This is a genomic window from Collinsella sp. SGI.178 (genome assembly GCF_050313495.1).
GTDB lineage: Bacteria > Actinomycetota > Coriobacteriia > Coriobacteriales > Coriobacteriaceae > Collinsella.
The window spans coordinates 94,678-115,235 of sequence record NZ_JBNPLM010000002.1 but is presented as its reverse complement, the minus strand read 5'-3'; the positions used below and the strand labels follow the sequence as shown (position 1 = coordinate 115,235).

Below are 20,558 nucleotides of genomic sequence, written 5' to 3'. Positions count from 1 at the left end.
CCCACTTCCAAACGCCTTGGGTCGCGTTCATGGCGGGAGGTCCCCGGGGGCGACCGGGCTGGAGCCGGAAAGGCGGGCTGCGGCAGCACCGCACGCCTTAGGGCGCGCCCCCGCGGGCCGGATCGGGCGTCGCGGGCCACTCGCTCCCGAGCCCGTCCCGCATCCCCGGCCCCGCCGCCGAAAGATTTTTCCGAAATTGTCCTTGCATCGGCGGGGGAGTTCCCGTATAGTACTTCTTCGCACGGGGGCGTAGCTCAGCTGGGAGAGCGCTTGACTGGCAGTCAAGAGGTCAGGGGTTCGATCCCCCTCGTCTCCACCCGAGCATTGAATGAGGCTCCAACGCAAGTTGGGGCCTTTTTTCATATAGGCACACAAGGTCAAAGGCGGCACCATGATCCTCCTGGTCGACAAGATCGAAAAAAGCTTCGGCGCGCGCGTCCTCTTTAGCGGCGCGTCCTTCCAGATCAACCCCGGCGAGCGCTTTGCGCTCGTGGGACCCAACGGCGCCGGCAAAACCACCATGCTCAAAATCATCATGGGTATCGACAGCCCCGACGCCGGCCAGGTCCAGTACTCCAAGGACTGTCAGGTGGGCTACCTCGAGCAGGAAACCAACCTGGAGCACAAGGACACGACCATCCTCGCCGAGGTCATGGCCGCCGCCAAGGAAATCCGCCGCATGGGCGAGCGCGCCAACGAGCTGCAGGCCCAGATCACCGAGCTCTCTGAGCAGGGCAAGGACGTCGACGCGCTCCTTAACGAGTACGGCCAGGTCCAGGACCGCTTTGAGCACTTGGGCGGCTACGAGCTCGAAAGCAATGCCCGCAAGATCCTGTCCGGTCTGGGCTTTAAGGTCACCGACTTTGAGCGCCCGTGCTCCGAGTTCTCGGGCGGCTGGCAGATGCGCATCGCGCTGGCCAAGCTCTTCCTGCGCCATCCCGACCTGCTGCTTCTGGACGAGCCCACCAACCACCTGGACCTCGAAAGCGTCCAGTGGTTGCGCGGCTTTATCGCCAACTACGACGGCGCCGTGCTCATCGTCAGCCACGACCGCGCCTTTATGGACGCCTGCGTCGACCACGTCGCCGCGCTCGAGAACCGCCGCGTGACCACCTACACCGGCAATTACAGCAGCTACCTCAAGCAGCGCGAGGACAATCTGGAGCAGATGCGCGCCAAGCGTGCCGCCCAGGAGCGCGACATCGCCCACATGCAGGTTTTCGTTGACAAGTTCCGCTACAAGCCCACCAAGGCCGCCCAGGCGCAGGAGCGCATCCGCAAGATCGAGCAGATCAAAAAAGAGCTCGTCATCCTGCCCGAGGGCCACAAGCACATCGACTTTAAGTTCCCCGACCCGCCGCGCTCGGGCGACATGGTCGTGGGCCTGGAGGGCGTGTCCAAGTCCTACGGCAACAAGCACATCTATAGCGATATCGACCTCAAGCTCTATCGCGGCGAGCACGTGGCGCTCGTCGGCCCCAACGGCGCCGGCAAGTCCACCCTCATGAAGATCATCGCCGGCCTGGAGCCGCCCACTACCGGCACGCGCGACCTGGGTACCAACGTGGGCGTGGCCTATTACGCCCAGCACGCGCTCGAAGGCATGACCGAGTCCAACACCGTCCTGCAAGAAATCGACACCGTCACGCCCAAATGGACCGTGCCGCAGCAGCGCAGCCTGCTGGGCGCCTTCCTGTTTAGTGACAACGATTCTATCGAAAAGCAGGTCCGCGTTCTTTCCGGCGGCGAAAAGGCGCGTCTGGCCCTGGCTAAGATGCTCGTGGCCCCCGAGGCACTTCTGTGCCTGGACGAGCCCACTAACCACCTGGACATCGACTCGGTGGACATGCTCGAGAACGCCCTACAAAACTTCCCCGGCACCATTGTACTGATCAGTCACGACGAGCACCTGGTGCGAGCCGTGGCCAACCGCGTGATCGACATCCGCGATGGCAAGGTCACGGTCTATGACGGCGACTACGACTACTACCTCTACAAGCGCGAGGACCTCGCGGCCCGCGCCGCCGCCGAGGCGGCAGGGGAGAGCACACCTTCCGCGGCCAAGCTCACCAAAGCCAGCGCCGCCCAGGCCGATACCCCCGCTGCAGCGCCTAAGCCGGCCGAGGGCAAAAAGACCAAGGAGCAAAAGCGTGCCGAGGCCCAGGCCCGCGCCGCGCTCAACAAAAAGCTCAAGGGCGTGCGCAACCAGCTCAAGAAGATCGAGGCCGAGCTCGACAAAAAGCGCGCCCGCTATGACGAGCTTATGGAATTGATGGCGAGCGAAGAGCTTTATGCCGATCAGGATAAGTTCAACGCCGCGCTGGGGGAATATAACGGGCTTAAGCAAGAGCTGCCCAAGCTCGAGGACGAATGGCTCGAGCTTTCCACCCAAATCGAAGAGGAGACCGCGCGTGAACTCTCGTAAGGCCGCTGCCGTGGCGATGAGCATCATCGCCATCGCGTGCCGCATCTGCGGCATCTTTATGAGCGCGATGACCGTGCTGCTGTGCTTTAGCGGCCTTACCGCCAAGCTGCAGATTGTGGGCTTTGTCGTTGAGCTTTCGCGCGCGCTGCCGAGCGCCATCGCCGGATACGGCGTCATCACATCGCCCTTCGGCGGCGTGTTCCGCCTGGATTACGCCATCGTCGCGGTAATCCTGTTTGTGGTCGACTACCTGCTCACGCGCGCCTCGCGCCGCGTCCGCTAGGGGAGCGCCATGTCCAGTAGCTACCTCATGAACCTGCTCGCGAGCGCCGTCGCCGTCATCGTGGGCATCGTCATCCACGAGAGCGCACACGCCGCCGCGGCCTGGGCGCTCGGCGACAAAACGGCCCGTTCGCGCGGCCGCGTTTCGCTCAACCCGCTCAACCATATCGACCCGTTTGGCACCATCATCCTACCGCTGCTCATGCTCGCGGCCGGCGGCCCGGTGTTCGCCTTCGCTAAGCCCGTGCCCGTCTACCTCAACAATCTTAAGCACCCCAAGCGCGACGAGGTCTTGGTGAGCGCGGCCGGCCCCGCATCGAACATCGCACTGGCGTGCCTTGCGGCCGCCATCATGCACGCAGCATACGGCAACCTCTACACCAGCATGTCCTTTGCCGTGGCGTCCCAAATCATGAACTTCGGCGCCACCTTTATCGTGGTCAACCTGTCGCTTGCGTTCTTTAACCTCATCCCGATTCCGCCGCTTGACGGCTCGTCGATCATCGTGCCGTTCCTTAAAGGCAAGGCACTCGCCAACTACTACCAACTTCAGCAATACGCCATGCCGATTCTTATCATCGTGCTGTATCTGCTGCCCATGTGGACCGGCATCGATGTGATCGGACGATATTTCGACGTTACCGTGTATCCGCTCGCTGGGCAGCTGCTTAACTTCGCAATCGCCGGCATCTAAGGTAAACTTACAGGTCGACCGTGCAAAACGGTCGCAACATGCACCCAAACCGCGCCGCGAAGGCGCCGTCAAAGGAGGTCGAAGATGTCGTATCGCGTGTCGACGCAGGTCTACAGCGGACCGTTCGACCTGCTGCTGCAGTTGGTAACCCGCCAAAAAGTTGATATCGGCGCCATCTCTATTAGCGAGGTGGCCGAGCAGTACCTGGCCGAGGTCGAGCGTATTGAGGCGCTGGACCTGGACGTGGCGAGCGACTTTTTACTGGTCGCGGCAACCCTTTTGGACATCAAGGCCGCCTCGCTGGTGCCGCAGGAGGCCCCCAGCAAATCCGTCGACGATGACGAGATTGACGAAGACCTCGAAGAGCTCAGTGCACTCGACGGCGACGCCCTGCGCGAGGTCCTGATCCAGCGCCTGATCGCCTACAAGCAGTTTAAGGGCGCGGCGGCGGCCCTTGGCGCGCGCATGCAGGCCGAAAGCCGCATGCATCCGCGTGTGGCCGGTCCCGACCCCGAGTTTTTGGGCCTCATGCCCGACTACCTGGCCGGCATTACCCTGCGCGGCCTCGCCGTCATCTGCGCCGACCTTGACGGCAAGCGCCAGACCTTCCTGCTGGAGGCCGAGCACGTGGCGCCGCATCGCGTGCCGCTCGACCTGACGGTGGCCTCGGTCGACCGCTTTACCATGGCGCACCAAACTTGCACCTTCCGCGAGCTGTTAGACGGCGACGCCACCACCGAGCAGCTCGTCGTCACCTTCCTGGCCATGCTGGAGCTCACCAAGCGAGGCTCGCTCACCCTGAGCCAGGACGAGATCTTTGGAACCATCCGCATCAACCGCGTCGAGGGCGCCGAGGCATACGTGCCCGGCGAGGGCCCCGAGCTCACCGAATAGGAGCGGCAACCATGTCAACCTTTTCTACGCTAGAGGCAAACAGCCTCAAAGGCGCCCTCGAGGCGCTGTTGCTGGTTTCGAGCGATCCCGTCAGCGCGCCCGCGCTGGCAGGTGCGCTGGATATCGCCCCGGGCGAGTGCGCGTCGCTTTTGGCCGAGCTCAAAGTTGAGTACGAGGAGGCCAACCGCGGCTTTCAGCTGCGCGAGGTCGCCGGTGGGTGGCGCCTGTTCACGCACCCCGCCTACCACGACGTGGTCGAAGCTTATGTGCTGAGCTGGGATACGCAAAAACTGTCGCAGGCGGCACTCGAGACCCTGGCCGTTATCGCCTACCACCAGCCCGTTACGCGCGAGGTGGTCAAGGGCATCCGCGGCGTCAACTCCGACGGCGTCATCGCGTCGCTCGTTGACAAGGGTCTGGTGCGCGAGCTCGGTCGCGACCCCCAGCGCGGTCAGGCCATCATTTACGGCACGACCAACGCCTTTTTGGAGAAGTTCGGTCTGCGCTCCACCCGCGACCTTCCCGATCTGGAGCAGTTTGCCCCCGACGAGCAGTCGCGTCAATTTATCCGCGAGCGCCTAAGCGGCCGCAGCATTCAGTCTACGCTCGAGGAGCAGGTCGAGGACCTAGACGAAGAGCGAGAGCTGCTGGATACCGATGTTGAGGATGTCGAGGCAGCCGGCGGCGAGGAAACACTTGCCACCGACGACGCTGCGGAGGATACGCATGACGAGGACTAACGAAGCAGGGGAGATGCGTACCTCACACGCCGCCGGTGCCACGGGCGCACCCGCGACCGACCCCCAGCCCGTCTACCCGCACACCATGCGCCTGCAGCGCTTTTTGGCGCGCGCGGGTGTTGCGAGCCGCCGCGGCTCGGAGGACCTGATGACCGCCGGCCGCGTGACTGTCAACGGCCAGGTCGCGACCGAACTGGGCACCAAGGTCGATGTGGACCGCGACCATATCGAGGTTGACGGCATGCCCGTCAAGCTCAACCAGGGCGCCGTGTACCTGATGCTCTACAAGCCGACCGGCTACCTCACCACCATGAGCGATCCGCAGGAGCGCCCCTGCGTGGCCGACCTGGTCCCGCGCGACCGCTTTCCGGGCCTGTTCCCGGTGGGTCGCCTGGACCGCGACACCACGGGCCTTTTGCTCTTTACCACCGACGGCGACCTGTCGCAGGACCTTCTGCACCCCAGCAAGCACGTCTACAAGACCTATCAGGCGCTCGTGGACGGCGACCTGAACGATCGCGACTTGGAACCGCTGCGCCGCGGCATCGAGCTCGACGACGGCCTGTGCCAGCCGGCGATCTGCCGCGTCATTACCGCGCGCGAGGCCGAGGCGGTGGCCCCGCAGGGTGTGAAGCCCGGCACAACCGCCGTGGAAGTCATCATCCGCGAGGGCCGCAAAAACCAGGTCAAGCGCATGCTGAGCAAGATCCACCACCCGGTGATCCGCCTGCACCGCTGCAACTTTGCCGGCCTGGAGCTCAAGGACGTGGCCAAGGGCTCGTGGCGCGAGCTCACCGACCGCGAGGTGCAGATCCTCAAGGCCGGCGGCATCCCGCCCAAGCAGGCCGGCGCCAAGCGCTCCGCCGCGCCGGCGGCCAACCCCGCGACTCGCACGCGCCACCACGGCAGCCACGGCTCCGCGCCCAAGCGCAACACCTACCGCGAGCGCTACACGGGCTAGCCAGTCCGCCAAGCCGCAGCGCCCGCGCCCCATACCAGCACGTCAACCACCGAAAGGAAGCATTGCATGATCGTCGCCATCGACGGCCCCGCCGGTTCCGGCAAGTCCACCATCGCCAAGGAGATCGCCCGCCAGCTGGGCTTTAACAAGCTCGACACGGGCGCCATGTATCGCGCCGTCACCTTCGCCGCGCTCGACCGCGGCATCGATCTGGACGACGAGGCTGCCATCGACGCCCTCGCCGAGCAAATCGAGATTCGCTTTACCAACGGCACCGGCGAGGACACGCGCCTGACCATCGACGGCGCGGACGCCTCGGCTGCCATTCGCACCCCGCAGGTGGACGCCAACGTCTCCAAGGTCTCGGCCTACCCGGGCGTACGCGCCGCCATGCTCATCCATCAGCGCCGCGCCGCCGAGGGCCGCGATATCGTGGCCGAGGGCCGCGACATCGGCACCGTCGTGTTCCCCAACGCGCAGGTCAAGGTGTTCCTGACCGCCGACCCGCGCGAGCGCGCCCGTCGCCGCGTGCTGCAGCGCCACCAAAACGACGCCCAGCCGCCCACCGAAGAGCAGCTCGAGGCCGAGGTCGACGAGACGCTCGACGCCCTCAAGCAGCGCGACAAGCTCGACAGCAGCCGCGAGGTCGCGCCGCTCGTGCCCGCCGAGGACGCCGTGCACGTCGACTCCACCGCACATACCATCGACGAGGTCGTCTCGATAATCGAGGACCTCATCAACCAAAGGAGGTAGCTCATGCGCCTGTTTAAGCAGACGCCCGAGGATTACTACAACGCGCCTTATGCCGAGTTCCCCGTGCTCATCCGCGGCACCGTCTTTGTGGTCATGGGCATCCTGTGGGTCTTCTCCAAGCTCATGTGGCGCTGGAAGGTCGAGGACAGCGACCTGCTGTTTGAGCGCCAGGAAGGCCGCGGCAGCGTGGTCATCTGCAACCACACCTCGATGGCCGAGCTCCTGGCTGTAGAGACGGCGCTATTCTTTGGCGGCCGCCGCATTCGCCCCATTTTTAAGTCCGAGTTTGCCAAGAGCAAGATCGTGCGCTGGGCCTTTAGCCGCGTGGGCGGCATTCCCGTCGAGCGCGGCACCGCCGACATGAAGTGCCTACGTGCCGCCCAGCACGCGCTGCAGCGCGGCGAGGACGTCCTGATCTTCCCCGAGGGCACACGAATCCGCTCGCGCGAGATCAAGCCCGAGGTCCACGGCGGCTTTGCACTCATCGCCCAGATGGGCAAGGCACCCGTCAACCCGCTCGCCATCTGCGGCTGGTCCGATATCACGCCTGCGGGCAAAAAGCTCATGCGCCCCAAAAAGTGCTGGATCCGTGCCGGCAAGGCCATCTCGCTATCCGATGCACCGGCCGAGCTCAAGCGCAAGGAGCGCCTGGCATGGTTTGAGTCCGAGGCCATGAGCCGCGTCTACGCCATGCGCGACGACCTGTGTGCCGAGCACCCCGGCAGGTTCTAGCCATGGGCGAGATCGTCATGAACACCGTCGAGGCTGCGCCCGGCAAGGCAGACGCCCCCACCATCGAAATCGCAGCGCATGCCGGCACCTGTTACGGCGTTCAGCGTGCACTCGACATGGCGCTGGCCGCCGCGCCGCAGGCAGGGGAGAGCGCTCAGGTCCACACCCTGGGCCCGCTCATCCATAACCCCATCGTGGTGCGCGAGCTCGCCGAGGCAGGCGTCGGTCTGGCAGACACCTTGGACGACGCCGCATCGGGCACCGTGGTCATTCGCGCGCACGGTGTGGTGCCGCAGGTCATCGAGGCTGCTCGCGAGCGCGGCCTTACCGTGGTCGATGCCACCTGCCCCTACGTCAAGAAGGTCCACGTGGCGGCCGAGCGCCTGGTGCGCGAGGGCTACCGTGTGCTCGTCGTAGGCGAGCCGGGCCACCCCGAGGTTGAGGGCATCCTGGGCCACGCCGGCGATGACGCGCAGGTCGTGAGTTGCGCCGCCGATGCGGACGCGCTGCCGCTCAAGGGCAAGGTGGGCCTGGTTGTGCAGACCACCCAAACCGCGCAGAACCTGGCCGAGGTCGTGGCCTCCATCACTCCGCGTGTGCAGGAACTACGCGTGATCAACACCATCTGCGCTGCCACGAGCGAGCGCCAGCAGGCGGCCGCTGCACTTGCCAACCGCTGCGACTGCATGGTCGTCGTGGGCGGCAAAAATTCGGGCAATACGCGCCGCCTGGCGCAGATTTGTGCCGATGTCTGCGAGCACACCCATCACATCGAGGAAGCCTCCGAGCTTGAGGCCGCATGGTTTGCCAACGCGCGCCGCATCGGCATCACCGCCGGAGCCTCAACTCCGCAAGAACACATCGAACGCGCCGTTGCGCGCATCAAGGAGCTTTGTCGCTAATCATGGACCAGACCGTACCCGCATACGCCGCCGAGGTGGCCGATTACGGGCGCAGCCGCGACCCCGAGCCGGGTGAGGGCGCGCTCGTAAAGAACGTGCGTCCCGAATCGCCCGCATGGGATGTGGGTATTGAGCCGGGCATGCGCGTGCTCACGGTCAACGGTGAGGCACTCACCGACATGATCGTGTGGCTCTGGGAGGCCGACGAGGACACCGTCGACCTAGAGGTTCTCGACCCGCGCGACGGCACCGTCACCCCCGTGGAGCTCGACCGTTTTCCCGGCGAGGACTGGGGCCTTGAGTTCGACGGCCCCATCTTCGACGGCATGCGTACCTGTGTGAACGCCTGCGTGTTCTGCTTTATGACCATGCTGCCCAAGGGCGGCCGCTCAACGCTCTACATTCGTGACGACGACTACCGCCTGAGCTTTTTACAGGGCAACTTTGTCACGCTCACGAACCTTTCCGACGAGGACGTGCAAAACGTTATCGACCGCAATATGAGTCCCATGAACGTGTCGGTCCATGCCGTAAGCCCCGACGTCCGCCGCCGCATGATGGGCCGTAACGCCCAGCGCGGCATGGACGTGCTCGAGGCCATCATGGCCGCCGGCATCGAGATTCACGCGCAGATTGTGCTGTGTCCCGGCATGAACGACGGCGAGGAGCTGCAAAAGACCCTACGCTTTTGCGAGGAGCACGAACAGATCACGAGCCTGGGCATTGTGCCACTGGGCTTCACCAAGCATCAAAACCGCTTTACGTGGTCCTACAGCGACAAACCTGAGCTCGCGCGCGAAACCATTGCCATGATCCGTCCCTTCCAGGATCGTGCCTACAAGCGCTTTGGCCGCCACACCTTCCAGATGAGCGACGAGTTCTATCTGGACGCCGGCATCGAGCCACCCCAAGCCGATTTTTACGACGGCTACCCGCAGTATTACGACGGCATCGGTATGATTCGCTCGTATCTGGACGAGACCGACGACGTGCTTGCCGCCGACGCCGAGCGTCTGGCCCGCGTCCGCGCTGGCATCGCCGGGCGCAACCAGCGCCTCCTGTGCCTCTCCGGCGCCAGCGCGCGCGATACGGTGGCCCGCTTTGTGGAGTCGCCACGGGGCCTTGCCGGCACCGTCACCGCTATCGAAAACCGTTACTTTGGCGGCAACGTGGACGTGACCGGCCTCATCGTCGCCTGCGACATTCTGGAGCAGCTGCCGCAGGACCTCTCGGGGGTTATGCTCTTTGTGCCTAAGCTCATGTTCAACGCTGACGGCATGACCCTTGACGAGTATCATCGTGACGATTTACTCGCAAGCCTTGAAGCTCGCGGCGCCGAGGTTCATGTGGTGTCGACCATGCCGCATGAGCTGCTCGATACCCTGGAGCACATCCTTGGCATTGTGCCTGCCGACTCAACTAATTCCACTGACCCTACCCATTAAAGGAGTGCAGATGAAACCTATCGTCGCCGTCGTCGGACGCCCCAACGTGGGCAAGTCCACGCTCGTTAACCGCCTGGCCCAGACCTCGGACGCCATCGTCCATGAGTCCCGCGGCGTAACGCGCGACCGCTCCTACCACACGGCCGATTGGAACGGCCGCGAGTTCACCATCGTCGACACGGGTGGCATCGAGCCGCTCAAGAGCGATGACGTCTTTGCCACGTCCATCCGCGACCAGGCCCTCGCCGCCGCCGAGGAAGCCGCCGTCATCCTATTTGTGGTCGACGGCCGCACCGGCGTCACCGAGGAGGACGAGTCGGTCGCCCGCATGCTCAAGCGCTGCGACAAGCCGGTCTTTCTGCTGGTGAACAAGCTCGACAACCCCGATCGCGAAAACGACAGCATCTGGGAGTTTTATTCGCTCGGCATCGGCGAGCCAACGCCGCTCTCGGCCCTACACGGCCACGGCACGGGCGACCTGCTCGACGACATCGTGGCCCTGCTCCCCGAGGAAGAGGACGAGGTCGCCGATGAGTTCCCCGACGCGCTGAACGTCGCCATCATCGGCCGCCCCAACGCCGGTAAGTCGTCGCTGTTCAACCGTATCCTGGGCGCCGACCGCTCTATCGTGTCCAACATCGCCGGCACGACGCGCGACGCCATCGACACCGTCGTGGAGCGCAACGGCAAGCACTACCGCATGGTCGACACCGCGGGTATTCGCAAGAAGAGCACCGTGTACGAGAACATCGAGTACTACTCCATGGTCCGCGGCCTGCGCGCCATCGACCGTGCTGACGTGGCACTGCTCGTCGTCGACGCCTCCGTAGGCGTTACCGAGCAGGACCAGAAGGTCATGGGCTTGGCCATCGAACGCGGCTGCGCCATCGTCGTTCTGCTCAACAAGTGGGACCTGCTCGACGACGACCGCAAGCGCGAGGCCTGCATGGAGACCGTCGACCGCCGTCTGGGCGTCATGGCTCCCTGGGCCCAGTACCTGCGCATCTCGGCCCTGACTGGCCGTGGCGTCGAGAAGATCTGGGCGATGGTCGACGCTGCCGAGAAGACGCGCTCGCAAAAGATCAGTACCTCGCGCCTCAACACCTTCCTCACCGACCTGCGCGAGTTTGGCCACACCGTGGTGGACGGCAAGCGTCGCCTGCGCATGCACTACGTGACCCAGACGGGCGTCAACCCGCCGACGTTTACGTTCTTCGTCAACCACAGCGACCTGGTCAACGACACCTACCAGCGCTACGTGGAGAACCGCATGCGCTCGACCTTCGATTTTGCCGGCACGCCCATTCGACTCTTCTTTAGGAAGAAGGAGCAAAAGGATGCATAATCCGATTCTGCTGACCGCCATCTGCGCCGTGGTCTCGTTCTTTATCGGAGCGATTCCGTTTGGCCTGATCCTGGGCCGTGTGTTCAACCACACGGATATTCGCAAGGCGGGCTCCGGCAACATCGGCACCACCAACGCCCTGCGCGTAGCCGGTCCCAAGGTCGCCGCGCTCACGCTGCTGCTCGACTGCTTAAAGGGCGCCATCTGCGTCCTTATCGCGCGTCCGCTCATCGCGAGCGTGGGCTATGCCTTCCCGGTGAGCATCATGGCTCCCGGTGCCGCCGGCGACTGGATGCTCGGCGTCATTTGCCTGGCTGCCGTGTGGGGACACATCTTCTCGCCCTACCTCAACTTCCACGGCGGTAAGGGCATTGCCGTGGGGCTGGGCGTCATACTGGCCTGGTACTGGCCCATCGGACTTTCGCTACTGGGCATGTTTATCGTGGCCGTCGCCATCACCAAGTATGTGTCGGTGGGCTCGCTTGCCGCGGCCATCGGTCTTCCCATCGCCGCCTGCGCGGTCTTTCCGTACAGCAGCCTGGGCCTCAAGTTTTGCATGGCGATGATCGGCATCACCGTGGTGTGGGCCCATCGCGCGAACATCAAAAAGCTCATGACGGGTAAGGAATCCAAGCTCTCGTTTACCAAGCGCGTCACCGAGCCCGACGATAAGTAGGAGAGAGTCATGAATGTTGCGCTGATTGGCTCCGGCTCCTGGGGAACCGCCGTCGCCGGCCTTGCCGCCGCGCGAGCCGAGCGCGTGACCATGTGGGCCCACAGCGAGCAGACGGCCGCCGGCATTAACGGTGAGCACCGCAACCCGCGCTATCTGGTGGACTACGAGCTGCCCGGCAACGTCGTCGCCTCCACGGACCTGTCGCGAGCGCTCGACGGTGCCGATGCGATCATCTTTGCCGTGCCCTCCATGCACCTGCGCGACGTGTGCCATCGGGCAGCGCCGTTTATCGATACCGAAACTCCGGTCCTGTGCCTCACCAAGGGCATCGAGCCCGAGTCCGGCATGCTCATGAGCGAGGTCATCGCCAGCGAGATCGGCAACGAGATGCGTGTGGCGGCGCTCTCGGGCCCCAACCATGCCGAGGAGATATGCCGCGGCGGACTTTCCGCCGCCGTCATCGCCAGCAAAGACTCGCAGGTAGGGGAGACCTTTAAGGACCTGCTCCTATCCACGGCCTTCCGCATCTATCTGACGCAGGACATGACCGGCGTCGAGGTTTGCGGCGCCATGAAAAACGTCATCGCCATCGTGTGCGGCATCTCCGCCGGTACCGGCGCAGGCGACAACACGCTCGCCCTTATCATGACGCGCGGCCTGGCAGAAATCAGCCGACTGGTGCACGCCCGCGGCGGCCAGGCCATGACCTGTATGGGTCTTGCCGGCATGGGCGACCTTATTGCCACCTGCACCTCCGAGCATTCGCGCAACCGCACCTTCGGCTACGAGTTTGCCCACGGCGTATCGCTCGACGAGTACCAGGCGCGCACGCATATGGTGGTCGAGGGCGCCGTCGCCGCCCGCAGCGTGAGCGAGCTCGCCCGTTCGCTGGGCGTAGACATTCCGCTCACCTTTGCCGTGGAGCAAACGCTCTACAACGGTGTTACTTTGGATAGGGCGCTCGAGATCCTTACCGACCGCGTCCCCTCTCAAGAGTTCTACGGACTCACCGACTAGCGCAGAAAGGCTACTACCATGGGTTCCATCAAAATCGCTCCGTCCGTCCTCTCAGCCGACATGGCCAACCTCAAGGGCGAGCTCGACAAGATCGCCGGCGCCGACTATGTGCACTTCGACGTCATGGACGGTCACTTTACCGGCAACCTCACCTTTGGCGTCGAAATCCTCAAGGCCGTCAAGCGCTCCACCAAGGTGCCGGTCGACGCGCACCTGATGGTGTCGAACCCCGACGAGACCGTCGATTGGTATGCCGACGCCGGCGCCGATATGATCACCGTGCACTATGAGGCCTCCACGCACCTGCACCGCACGCTCACACACCTACAGCAGCGCGGCGTCAAGGCCGGCGTGGTACTCAACCCCGCCACCCCCGTCTGCGTGCTCGAGAGCATTATCGAGGTCGTCGACATGGTGCTGCTCATGAGCGTGAACCCCGGCTTTGGCGGCCAGAGCTTTATCCCGGGCACGCTGCATAAGCTCCACGAGCTCAAGGCCATGTGCGAGCGCCACGGTGTGTCGCCCATGATCGAGGTCGACGGCGGCATCTCTTCCAAAAACATCGCCGAGGTCGTCAAGGCCGGCGCCAACGTACTCGTAGCCGGCTCCGCCGTATTTAAGTCCGAAGATCCCGCCGCCGAGGTTGCGCTGCTGCAGAAGCTGGGCAACGAGGCCGCACAGGAGGCATAAACCCTTATGACCGCAGGTCAAAACCGCATACCCGTGAATCTTGACTATGCCGCCTCGACGCCCATGCGCGCCGAGGCGCTCCTTGCGCAGCGCGAGTACGACGAAAGCGAGCTTGCAGGCGTCAACCCCAACTCGCTGCACTCGCTCGGCCGCAAGGCTGCCGCACGTCTGGAGGTTGCACGCCGCGAGATCGCCCGCAGCTTTGGCGCGCGCGTTCGCCCGTCCGAGATCGTCCTAACCAACGGCGGTACCGAGGCCAACCAGCTGGCGCTCCTCGGACTTGCCGAGGGTGCTCGTCAGCGCGATCGTAAGCGCGAGCGCGTGATCGTGTCTGCGATCGAGCACGATTCGATTCTGGACAACCTGCCGCTGCTGCGAGCCGCCGGCTTTACCGTCGACCTGGTGCAGCCCTGCCGTGCGGGCTACATCGAGCCTGCCGAGCTGAGCGACTTGTTGGGCGACGACGTCGCGCTCGTGAGCATCATGGCCGCCAACAACGAGACCGGTGTGGTACAGCCTATTCGCGAGCTTGCCGCGGCTGCGCACACCGCGGGTGCCCTGTTCCACACCGATGCCATCCAGGGCTATCTGCATATTCCGCTCGATGTGACCGAGCTGGGCGTCGATGCTATGACCGTTGCAGCACACAAGATTGGCGGCCCCGTAGCCTCCGGCGCCTTATACCTAAAAAGCCGCACGCCGCTGCGCCCCCGCATCTTTGGCGGAGGACAGGAAGCCGGACGTCGTGCCGGCACGCAGGACCTGCGCACGCAGCTGGCCTTTGCCGCTGCCGCCTCGTCTCTGGCGCCCCATGTGGCTCAGGAGCGCGAGAAGCTGCAAGCCCTTTCCGACAAGCTCTACGCCACGCTTACGGCCAATCCACGCTTTCACGCTACCATGGGCGACTACACGCAGGCCGACCGTCTGCCCGGCATGGTTTCGATCTATATTGACGGCATGGACTCCGAGGAGCTCATCATCAAGCTCGACGCCGCCGGCTTTGAGGTTTCGGCCGGATCGGCTTGCTCGAGCGGCAGCATGGACCCGAGCCACGTGCTCAGCGCCATGGGCATTGGTCGCGAGCAGGCGCTGGGCGCACTGCGCATCTCCTTCGATGACCGCGTGAATCCGAGCGATCTGGACGACTTTGCCCAGACGCTGCTCTCGATCGTAGGTGCCGCATGATCGTCGCCGAGCTCGAGCGCGCCCTGCTGGCACGCTATCCCAAGACGGACGCCGAGCCCTGGGACCACGTAGGCTTATCCGTTGGCGACCCCGACGACGAGATCCGCGGCGTTGCCTGCGCGCTTGACGCTACCAGGGACAACGTGCAGCGCGCCTTGGAAGCCGGAGCCAACGTGTTGCTCACGCATCATCCCGTCTACATCAAGGCGCCCGAGTCGTTTTGCCCGCCCAGCGCAACGCGCCCCCAGTGCAGCGCGGCGCTCTACGAGGCGGCCCGCTGCGGGGTGAGCATTATCTCGCTCCACACCAACCTGGACCGCTCGCACGAGGCACGCATCTGCCTAAGTAAGCTGTTGGACGCCGTGCCCGATAGCTCGCTGGAGCACGTGGACGACCCCGAGTCGACCGGCCTGGGCGCGCTTGCGACACTCAACGACCCGTGCACGCTGTGCGATCTTGCCGCCCGTGCTGCCACGGCCTTTGGCAGCGACCCACGCGTATGGGGCGATGCCGAGCGCCCGTGCCGCACCGTCGCCATTCTGGGCGGCTCCCTCGGCGACTTTGGCGAGCTTGCCATCGCCGCCGGTGCGGATGTCATCGTGACGGGCGAGGCGGGCTATCACGTGGCGCAAGATCTTGCCTTGCGCGGGCTGAGCGTGATCTTGCTCGGCCACGATCGCTCCGAGGAGCCGTTCGTGGATATCTTGATGAACTCTGCGGTTGACGCCGGGGTCGACCCCCGTCATGCGATTAAAATACTGAACCCTTGCCAATGGTGGACTGTGACAAAAGGAGAGAACTTATGAGCGCCGGCGCTACGCTACTCAAGCTGCAACAGATCGATTTGGAGCTCGCCCGCAACAAGAGCGAACTTGCCAATATGCCGGAGCTCAAGGAGCTCGCCTCAAAGCGCAAAACCTATGTAAAGCTTAAGTCCGAAATGACCAAGCTCTATGCTCAGCGCAAGGACCTCGACATTGAGCTGGACGATCTCAACACCACCGAGATCCAGACCAACAACGCCATCGAGGCCGCCAAGAAACGCCACGTCGACGGCTCTGACTACCGCGAGGTCCAGGATCTGGAAAACGAGCTCGCCACCCTGGCCAAGCGACTGGACAAGATTGAGCACACCCGCAAGGATGTCGTTGTCGCCCACAAGGAGGCGCTCGACCGTGAGGCTCGCGCGCAGGCCATCATCGCCAAATTCGAGGAGGGCGTAAAGGCCGACACCAAGGCCGCCCGTGCCAAGGCCGCCGACCTCCAGGCCCAGATTGATGCCGCCACCAAGGAGCGTACCGCGCTCGCCGCCACGCTGCCGACCGACGTCCTCACCGACTACGAGCGTTTGCTCAAGCAGTTCCGTGGCCTGGCCGTCGAGACCATCAAGGGCAACATCCCCACGGTCTGCCACACCGCGCTGCAGGCATCGTCCATGAGCGACCTCAACCACGACGGTAGTGAGATTACGCACTGCCCGTACTGCCACCGCCTGCTCGTGCTCCCCAACAAGGAAGCCTAACAATGACGACGGCACCCGAAAATTCAATGCAACTTGAGGGAAAAACGATCCTGCTGGGCATTACCGGCGGGATCGCCGCCTATAAGTCGTGCAATATCGTGCGCCTGCTGCAAAAGCGCGGCGCACGCGTCAAGGTCGTTATGAGCGAGCATGCCACGGAGTTTGTGGGCCCGCTCACTTTTCGCGCGCTCACGGGCGAGCCGGTCGCTGTGGGTCTGTTCGACGACCCCTCCGACCCCATCCACCATATCTCGCTGGCGCAGGAGCCCGACTTGGTGGTCGTGGCGCCCGCGACGGCCAATATCATCGCCAAGATGGCCAACGGCATCGCCGATGACCTCATCTCCACCACGCTGCTTGCCACGCCGCGTCCTATCGTGGTCGCGCCGGCCATGAACAATGGCATGTGGAAGGCGCCGGCCACGCAGGCAAACATAACCACGCTGCGCGAGCGCGGTGTCCACGTTGTGGGTCCGGGTAGCGGCTACCTTGCCTGCGGCGATGTGGACACGGGACGCATGAGCGAGCCCGAGGACATCGTCGAGGCCGTCTGCAAGCTGCTCGACCCCGCCCCTCAGGACCTTGTGGACAAGCGCATCGTGATCACCGCCGGCCCCACGTACGAGCCGATCGACCCCGTGCGCTTCATAGGCAACCGTTCATCGGGCAAGATGGGCATCGCCCTGGCGGGGGAGGCCGCGCGCCGCGGTGCCGCCGTCACGCTTGTGCTGGGACCGACATCGCTCGACGTTCCCCGCGGTGTAGCGTGCGTGCGCGTACAAACCGCCGCGGAAATGCTCCAGGCTGCGCTGAGCGCCTTCCAGACGGCCGACGCGGCCATTTGTGCCGCCGCCGTTGCCGACTACACGCCTGCGGCCCCGGCGGACCATAAACTCAAAAAGGCCAACGAGCGCCTGGATCGAATTGAGCTCGTCGAGACCGTTGACATCCTGGCCGAGCTCTCACGCCAAAAGGGCGATCGCCGTGTGATCGGCTTTGCGGCCGAGACCGATAACGTCGTGGAGTACGCGCAGCGCAAACTCGTGCGCAAGGGTTGCGATGCCATTATCGCCAACGATGTCTCGCGCGCCGATTCGGGCTTTGGGACCGATACCAACAAGGCCTGGATAGTAAGTACAGCGGGCACGCAAGAACTTCCCGTACTAACAAAACACCAGCTCGCAGATACAATTTTAGACTTGCTTCAAAATTTGTAAAAAAGTTCTTGCACAAGGACAAAGTTTCGGGTTACTATACTCCCTGTTGCGAGCGAGAGCAGAGCAACAAACAAAAGCTTCGGGACGTGGCGCAGCTTGGTAGCGCACTTGACTGGGGGTCAAGGGGTCGCTGGTTCGAATCCAGTCGTCCCGACCAGAAGTTTGCAGGTCAGGCACCTAGTGCCTGGCCTTTTTTATCAGGAATCATCAGGGAATCACCGGCTGTTTTTTAGCCAATAAAGACACGCCCTTCTACCTGCACTTTTGTAGAATCTCGGTTTTAATGGATCCCCCCTTCACTTTCTTTCCATATTTGTTGAATTCACTGATTCGTTTTGATTCCACATTTGTAGTCTATCTAGCCTAAATTTTTCTACATACGCGAAAATCACCTACCTGTGCCTAGCTACTGCGGCTACGACATCCAAGCCAACTGTCCCGCCCTGCTTCACTAATTCCCCGCACGTTCGCACGGAACCCCGACACCGCCCAAGGGCCGCGATACTTTTTCGATTTCTTTCGGCAGCGAGAGGAAGGCTTCCGTGCCTGCCGAAACAAGGCACTGCGCTCCAAAAAGCTAACGCCGCGGGTATTAAGCCGACACCGCTACGGTGCCACCGGCCATCGCTGCGGGCACCTGCGGCGTAATCGCCCCAGAGTCCGCCATCTGGGCCGCCATGCCGGCGAAGTCCTAGGCGACGGCGTGAGCGTGCGGCTCAGGGCGGCGTTCGCGCCGTCATTCTCGTGCGACCTCAAGAGAGTGCGTCGGCGCGGGCTCGACTAGGGCGAGCTCGCCACCGTCATCGACTTCATCGTCGAGAACGCCCCGAAGCGCTGTAGGAACTTCATAGACGCCGCATGCGCACGCTCAAGGGCGCATTGAGGGGCAGGGCTGAGGGCTTGAGGATCGGGGCTTGGGACTAGAAGGGGGCTCGGAAGTCGCGGGTCAGGATTCGAACATCGACCCACGCGCTTGGCGATTCTTACCAGTTCAGACGGCTTGCAGGCTATTCGCGCTGCGGGAGAGACTCGCACCACTGCAGCAATGCGCTCAACATAGCGGGCTTGTCTTGCACGAACTGCTCACGCCTCACACCACGGCGCGGCTCAAAGCGAATGACGTAACCCCTGTTGTCCAGGTACACGTCATAGCTTTCGGGGGCGCCGGGCAGGTTCAGCGCTACATGGCGCGTGCTGCGAATGCGTTGCGGCGCCTCCGTAAGAGACTCGTTGGGCAGCTGACCGCCGCATATCTCTTCTAGTGCGCGGAAGCGGCGTCCGAAGCTCAGGTAACCGTGGCAACCGCTGTCTGCATGCCCGGCACAGCAGAACTGCGTTTTATAACCCTTATCGTTCAGTATGCGCACATGGGGCTGCAGCTCGTGGTCGATCGCTACCAGGTGATCAGGGCGCTTGCCGCATTCGCATTCGCTCAAGGGCTTAAAGCACTTCGGGCACACGAACAGCATGCACTTCATGGTTTGCTCGGACGTGAGCTCTGTGATGCCCAGGGCTGCGATTTCTGCCGCAGGGGCTTCGGGCTGCACGCAGGGGCATCCGCTTGCACGCAGAATGGCGTCGATGCACGCCACGGTGGCGCGCTCCATTTCCAGAGCGATGGCTTCGTCGCGCATTGCGCCAAACGCCTCGATGTCTTTCGTAACTGCAGAAAGCGAGGTTCGCTGAGAGATGTACACGAATGCGTTCTCTTCCCTCGCAGTGGGTTCGCCCTCAATCTTCACCGTAACGCCGGCTTTTGCATAGGTGCCGTACTGCACGCCGTTCGCTTTGTCCAGCGCCTGGACCTCACCCCGCGTGAGACCATGCCACAGCACGCCTTCCACAAACGATCCTTCCATGCGCATGATGGTGGGACGGCCCTTCGCGTCGCACGCCAGCGTGTAGCCATAGAGCTTCGCCTTGGTTGCATAAACATGGTGACCGCCTTCGAGCTTTTTGGCAATGCGGTCATGGCTGATGTCAAAGCCATATGCGAAGTACGGGGTTTCCGCATACTCGCGGGTGTCGGCGGAGTGTTCGCGCGCGCTGAACACCGGGACAGAGGGACGATTAAAGTTGTGCGCGTCAAACTCAGGCAGGCTGTTGCACCAGCCGAGCAGGGTGCGCAGCAGGGCCTTGCGCTGCTTTTCGAACTCATCCAGCGTAAGGGAGTAACTAAGGTCTGCCTGCAGCGCAGGGTCGCTGCTGCGCACTGCGCGGAACCCTTCGGGGACGTCAATCTTGTAACCGAACTCGCCTGGAATCTTGATTGCCAAGTAGATGCGGTGAGACCCGCAGAAGGTGGCCTCACTCGCTTCCATCACCTGGTAGCGCTTAGAGCGCAGGATGCGTCCATGCTGCTGAAGGCCACGGGGGAAACGGCGTGCGTAGTAACCGGTGTAACGGCATGTGCAATCGGCGATCTGGTGACCTTCACCGCACACGAAGTCGGCGTATTCGCGTGCAGCGGGGAGGTCGATCTTGGCTGCGCCATACGCCGCCGACTCTTCTTGCGCGCGCAAGCGGTCCAGGCTGTCGGCGCGCATGTCGGACATCTGCGCCAAGGTTGCCTCATCAAGCTGCATCACGCGGCCGGCTTCGACCACGCGGTCGATGTAATCGTACTTTTCGGTGTACCTGCGCAGCGGGGTGCGCTCAGAGACGTAGACCATCGCCTCAAGGGTTGCGGGAACCACATCGCCTTCGCGCCCAACGGTCACCGTTTCCTTGCGGTAACAACCAGATGCAATGCCTTCGTAGCGGTCGAGAGACGCCACGTGAGAGCTATCGAGCGCCCACAGCGCGCCTTGCACATGCGACCCCTCGCGCTTGGTGATGGTGAGGTATCCGGCGGTGTCGAACGCCAGTTCATAGCCGTTCAGGGTCGCTTTGCCCAGCAGCACCGCGCCGGGGCAGCGGGTTTCAACTTGATGGATATCAAGGTTGCTACCGTACGCGAAGTTGATGATCGAGGGTGCAGTCTCGGGGTGACGGGCTGAGGCGTTGTTGCGCTTCTCGTTGTACTTCATGGTTCACGCCTTTCGGTGTTGTGATGGGCTTCGGTCGCTCGAGCTGATT

Annotated in this window: 19 protein-coding genes and 2 tRNA genes; 20 read left to right on the top strand and 1 reads right to left on the bottom strand. The window is 63.4% G+C overall.

Features of this window, described 5'->3' with window-relative positions; genetic code table 11:
• Nucleotides 1-243 precede the first annotated feature (243 nt).
• From ACQRAQ_RS01310 to ACQRAQ_RS01215, 20 genes are all read left to right on the top strand, one after another.
• Nucleotides 244-316, top strand: a tRNA-Ala gene (locus ACQRAQ_RS01310).
• A 75-nt stretch (nt 317-391) separates the two neighbouring features.
• Complete coding sequence (locus ACQRAQ_RS01305) at nt 392-2,425, top strand: ABC-F family ATP-binding cassette domain-containing protein (RefSeq protein WP_427793521.1); 2,034 nt, start codon at nt 392-394, stop codon at nt 2,423-2,425.
• Nucleotides 2,412-2,708, top strand: a complete 297-nt coding sequence (locus ACQRAQ_RS01300) for a hypothetical protein (protein WP_427793520.1) — start codon at nt 2,412-2,414, stop codon at nt 2,706-2,708. The genes ACQRAQ_RS01305 and ACQRAQ_RS01300 overlap by 14 nt, the downstream gene beginning before the upstream one ends.
• Nucleotides 2,709-2,717: 9 nt before the next feature.
• Entirely contained in the window at nt 2,718-3,401 is a 684-nt protein-coding gene (locus ACQRAQ_RS01295) for a site-2 protease family protein (protein WP_154516487.1), read from the top strand.
• An 84-nt stretch (nt 3,402-3,485) separates the two neighbouring features.
• Nucleotides 3,486-4,295, top strand: coding sequence for a segregation and condensation protein A (locus ACQRAQ_RS01290; RefSeq protein ID WP_427793518.1), 810 nt, complete (start codon nt 3,486-3,488; stop codon nt 4,293-4,295).
• 11 nt (nt 4,296-4,306) lie between these two features.
• Nucleotides 4,307-5,035, top strand: a complete 729-nt coding sequence (gene scpB / locus ACQRAQ_RS01285) for an SMC-Scp complex subunit ScpB (RefSeq protein WP_427793516.1) — start codon at nt 4,307-4,309, stop codon at nt 5,033-5,035.
• Entirely contained in the window at nt 5,022-5,996 is a 975-nt protein-coding gene (locus ACQRAQ_RS01280) for a pseudouridine synthase (RefSeq protein ID WP_427793515.1), read from the top strand. Before scpB ends, ACQRAQ_RS01280 begins: the two co-directional genes overlap by 14 nt.
• Nucleotides 5,997-6,062: 66 nt before the next feature.
• Nucleotides 6,063-6,749 (top strand): (d)CMP kinase, encoded by a 687-nt coding sequence (gene cmk, locus ACQRAQ_RS01275; protein WP_427793513.1) that lies wholly within the window; start codon nt 6,063-6,065, stop codon nt 6,747-6,749.
• 3 nt (nt 6,750-6,752) lie between these two features.
• Nucleotides 6,753-7,481 carry a lysophospholipid acyltransferase family protein gene (locus ACQRAQ_RS01270; RefSeq protein ID WP_427793511.1) on the top strand — a complete coding sequence of 243 codons (729 nt, stop codon included), beginning with the start codon at nt 6,753-6,755 and terminating at the stop codon, nt 7,479-7,481.
• 2 nt (nt 7,482-7,483) lie between these two features.
• Nucleotides 7,484-8,383: a 4-hydroxy-3-methylbut-2-enyl diphosphate reductase gene (locus tag ACQRAQ_RS01265; RefSeq protein WP_427793509.1), complete on the top strand. Its 900-nt coding sequence runs from the start codon at nt 7,484-7,486 to the stop codon at nt 8,381-8,383.
• Between the two features lie 2 nt (nt 8,384-8,385).
• A complete protein-coding gene (locus ACQRAQ_RS01260) occupies nt 8,386-9,828 on the top strand; it encodes a DUF512 domain-containing protein (protein WP_427793508.1) in 1,443 nt (480 codons plus the stop codon).
• 10 nt (nt 9,829-9,838) lie between these two features.
• On the top strand, nt 9,839-11,173 hold the full coding sequence (der, locus tag ACQRAQ_RS01255; RefSeq protein ID WP_427726746.1) for a ribosome biogenesis GTPase Der: 1,335 nt from the start codon (nt 9,839-9,841) through the stop codon (nt 11,171-11,173).
• A complete protein-coding gene (plsY, locus tag ACQRAQ_RS01250) occupies nt 11,166-11,849 on the top strand; it encodes a glycerol-3-phosphate 1-O-acyltransferase PlsY (protein ID WP_427717425.1) in 684 nt (227 codons plus the stop codon). Before der ends, plsY begins: the two co-directional genes overlap by 8 nt.
• A gap of 9 nt (nt 11,850-11,858) precedes the next feature.
• The gene (locus ACQRAQ_RS01245; protein WP_427793507.1) at nt 11,859-12,866 is read left to right on the top strand and encodes an NAD(P)H-dependent glycerol-3-phosphate dehydrogenase; all 1,008 of its coding nucleotides are present in this window, start codon (nt 11,859-11,861) and stop codon (nt 12,864-12,866) included.
• An 18-nt stretch (nt 12,867-12,884) separates the two neighbouring features.
• Entirely contained in the window at nt 12,885-13,556 is a 672-nt protein-coding gene (gene rpe, locus ACQRAQ_RS01240; protein ID WP_427717430.1) for a ribulose-phosphate 3-epimerase, read from the top strand.
• Between the two features lie 6 nt (nt 13,557-13,562).
• The gene (locus ACQRAQ_RS01235; RefSeq protein ID WP_427726750.1) at nt 13,563-14,741 is read left to right on the top strand and encodes a cysteine desulfurase family protein; all 1,179 of its coding nucleotides are present in this window, start codon (nt 13,563-13,565) and stop codon (nt 14,739-14,741) included.
• The gene (locus tag ACQRAQ_RS01230; protein WP_427726752.1) at nt 14,738-15,547 is read left to right on the top strand and encodes a Nif3-like dinuclear metal center hexameric protein; all 810 of its coding nucleotides are present in this window, start codon (nt 14,738-14,740) and stop codon (nt 15,545-15,547) included. Before ACQRAQ_RS01235 ends, ACQRAQ_RS01230 begins: the two co-directional genes overlap by 4 nt.
• A complete protein-coding gene (locus ACQRAQ_RS01225; protein WP_427748044.1) occupies nt 15,544-16,263 on the top strand; it encodes a zinc ribbon domain-containing protein in 720 nt (239 codons plus the stop codon). The genes ACQRAQ_RS01230 and ACQRAQ_RS01225 overlap by 4 nt, the downstream gene beginning before the upstream one ends.
• Nucleotides 16,264-16,265: 2 nt before the next feature.
• Nucleotides 16,266-17,480, top strand: coding sequence for a bifunctional phosphopantothenoylcysteine decarboxylase/phosphopantothenate--cysteine ligase CoaBC (gene coaBC, locus ACQRAQ_RS01220; RefSeq protein WP_427793505.1), 1,215 nt, complete (start codon nt 16,266-16,268; stop codon nt 17,478-17,480).
• Between the two features lie 80 nt (nt 17,481-17,560).
• Nucleotides 17,561-17,637: transfer RNA gene (locus ACQRAQ_RS01215), tRNA-Pro, on the top strand.
• Nucleotides 17,638-18,487: 850 nt separating this feature from the next.
• On the opposite strand, the gene ACQRAQ_RS01210 is transcribed toward ACQRAQ_RS01215, so the two are convergent.
• The gene (locus ACQRAQ_RS01210) at nt 18,488-20,509 is read right to left on the bottom strand and encodes a gamma-glutamylcyclotransferase family protein (protein ID WP_427793504.1); all 2,022 of its coding nucleotides are present in this window, start codon (nt 20,507-20,509) and stop codon (nt 18,488-18,490) included.
• Nucleotides 20,510-20,558: the final 49 nt, after the last annotated feature.

Coding starts and splice junctions, on each gene's coding strand:
- ACQRAQ_RS01305 (WP_427793521.1), top strand. CDS start 392: ATGATCCTCCTGGTCGACAAGATCGAAAAAAGCTTCGGCGCGCGCGTC.
- ACQRAQ_RS01295 (WP_154516487.1), top strand. CDS start 2,718: ATGTCCAGTAGCTACCTCATGAACCTGCTCGCGAGCGCCGTCGCCGTC.
- ACQRAQ_RS01290 (WP_427793518.1), top strand. CDS start 3,486: ATGTCGTATCGCGTGTCGACGCAGGTCTACAGCGGACCGTTCGACCTG.
- scpB (WP_427793516.1), top strand. CDS start 4,307: ATGTCAACCTTTTCTACGCTAGAGGCAAACAGCCTCAAAGGCGCCCTC.
- ACQRAQ_RS01280 (WP_427793515.1), top strand. CDS start 5,022: ATGACGAGGACTAACGAAGCAGGGGAGATGCGTACCTCACACGCCGCC.
- cmk (WP_427793513.1), top strand. CDS start 6,063: ATGATCGTCGCCATCGACGGCCCCGCCGGTTCCGGCAAGTCCACCATC.
- ACQRAQ_RS01270 (WP_427793511.1), top strand. CDS start 6,753: ATGCGCCTGTTTAAGCAGACGCCCGAGGATTACTACAACGCGCCTTAT.
- ACQRAQ_RS01265 (WP_427793509.1), top strand. CDS start 7,484: ATGGGCGAGATCGTCATGAACACCGTCGAGGCTGCGCCCGGCAAGGCA.
- ACQRAQ_RS01260 (WP_427793508.1), top strand. CDS start 8,386: ATGGACCAGACCGTACCCGCATACGCCGCCGAGGTGGCCGATTACGGG.
- der (WP_427726746.1), top strand. CDS start 9,839: ATGAAACCTATCGTCGCCGTCGTCGGACGCCCCAACGTGGGCAAGTCC.
- plsY (WP_427717425.1), top strand. CDS start 11,166: ATGCATAATCCGATTCTGCTGACCGCCATCTGCGCCGTGGTCTCGTTC.
- ACQRAQ_RS01245 (WP_427793507.1), top strand. CDS start 11,859: ATGAATGTTGCGCTGATTGGCTCCGGCTCCTGGGGAACCGCCGTCGCC.
- rpe (WP_427717430.1), top strand. CDS start 12,885: ATGGGTTCCATCAAAATCGCTCCGTCCGTCCTCTCAGCCGACATGGCC.
- ACQRAQ_RS01235 (WP_427726750.1), top strand. CDS start 13,563: ATGACCGCAGGTCAAAACCGCATACCCGTGAATCTTGACTATGCCGCC.
- ACQRAQ_RS01230 (WP_427726752.1), top strand. CDS start 14,738: ATGATCGTCGCCGAGCTCGAGCGCGCCCTGCTGGCACGCTATCCCAAG.
- ACQRAQ_RS01225 (WP_427748044.1), top strand. CDS start 15,544: ATGAGCGCCGGCGCTACGCTACTCAAGCTGCAACAGATCGATTTGGAG.
- coaBC (WP_427793505.1), top strand. CDS start 16,266: ATGACGACGGCACCCGAAAATTCAATGCAACTTGAGGGAAAAACGATC.
- ACQRAQ_RS01210 (WP_427793504.1), bottom strand. CDS start 20,509: ATGAAGTACAACGAGAAGCGCAACAACGCCTCAGCCCGTCACCCCGAG.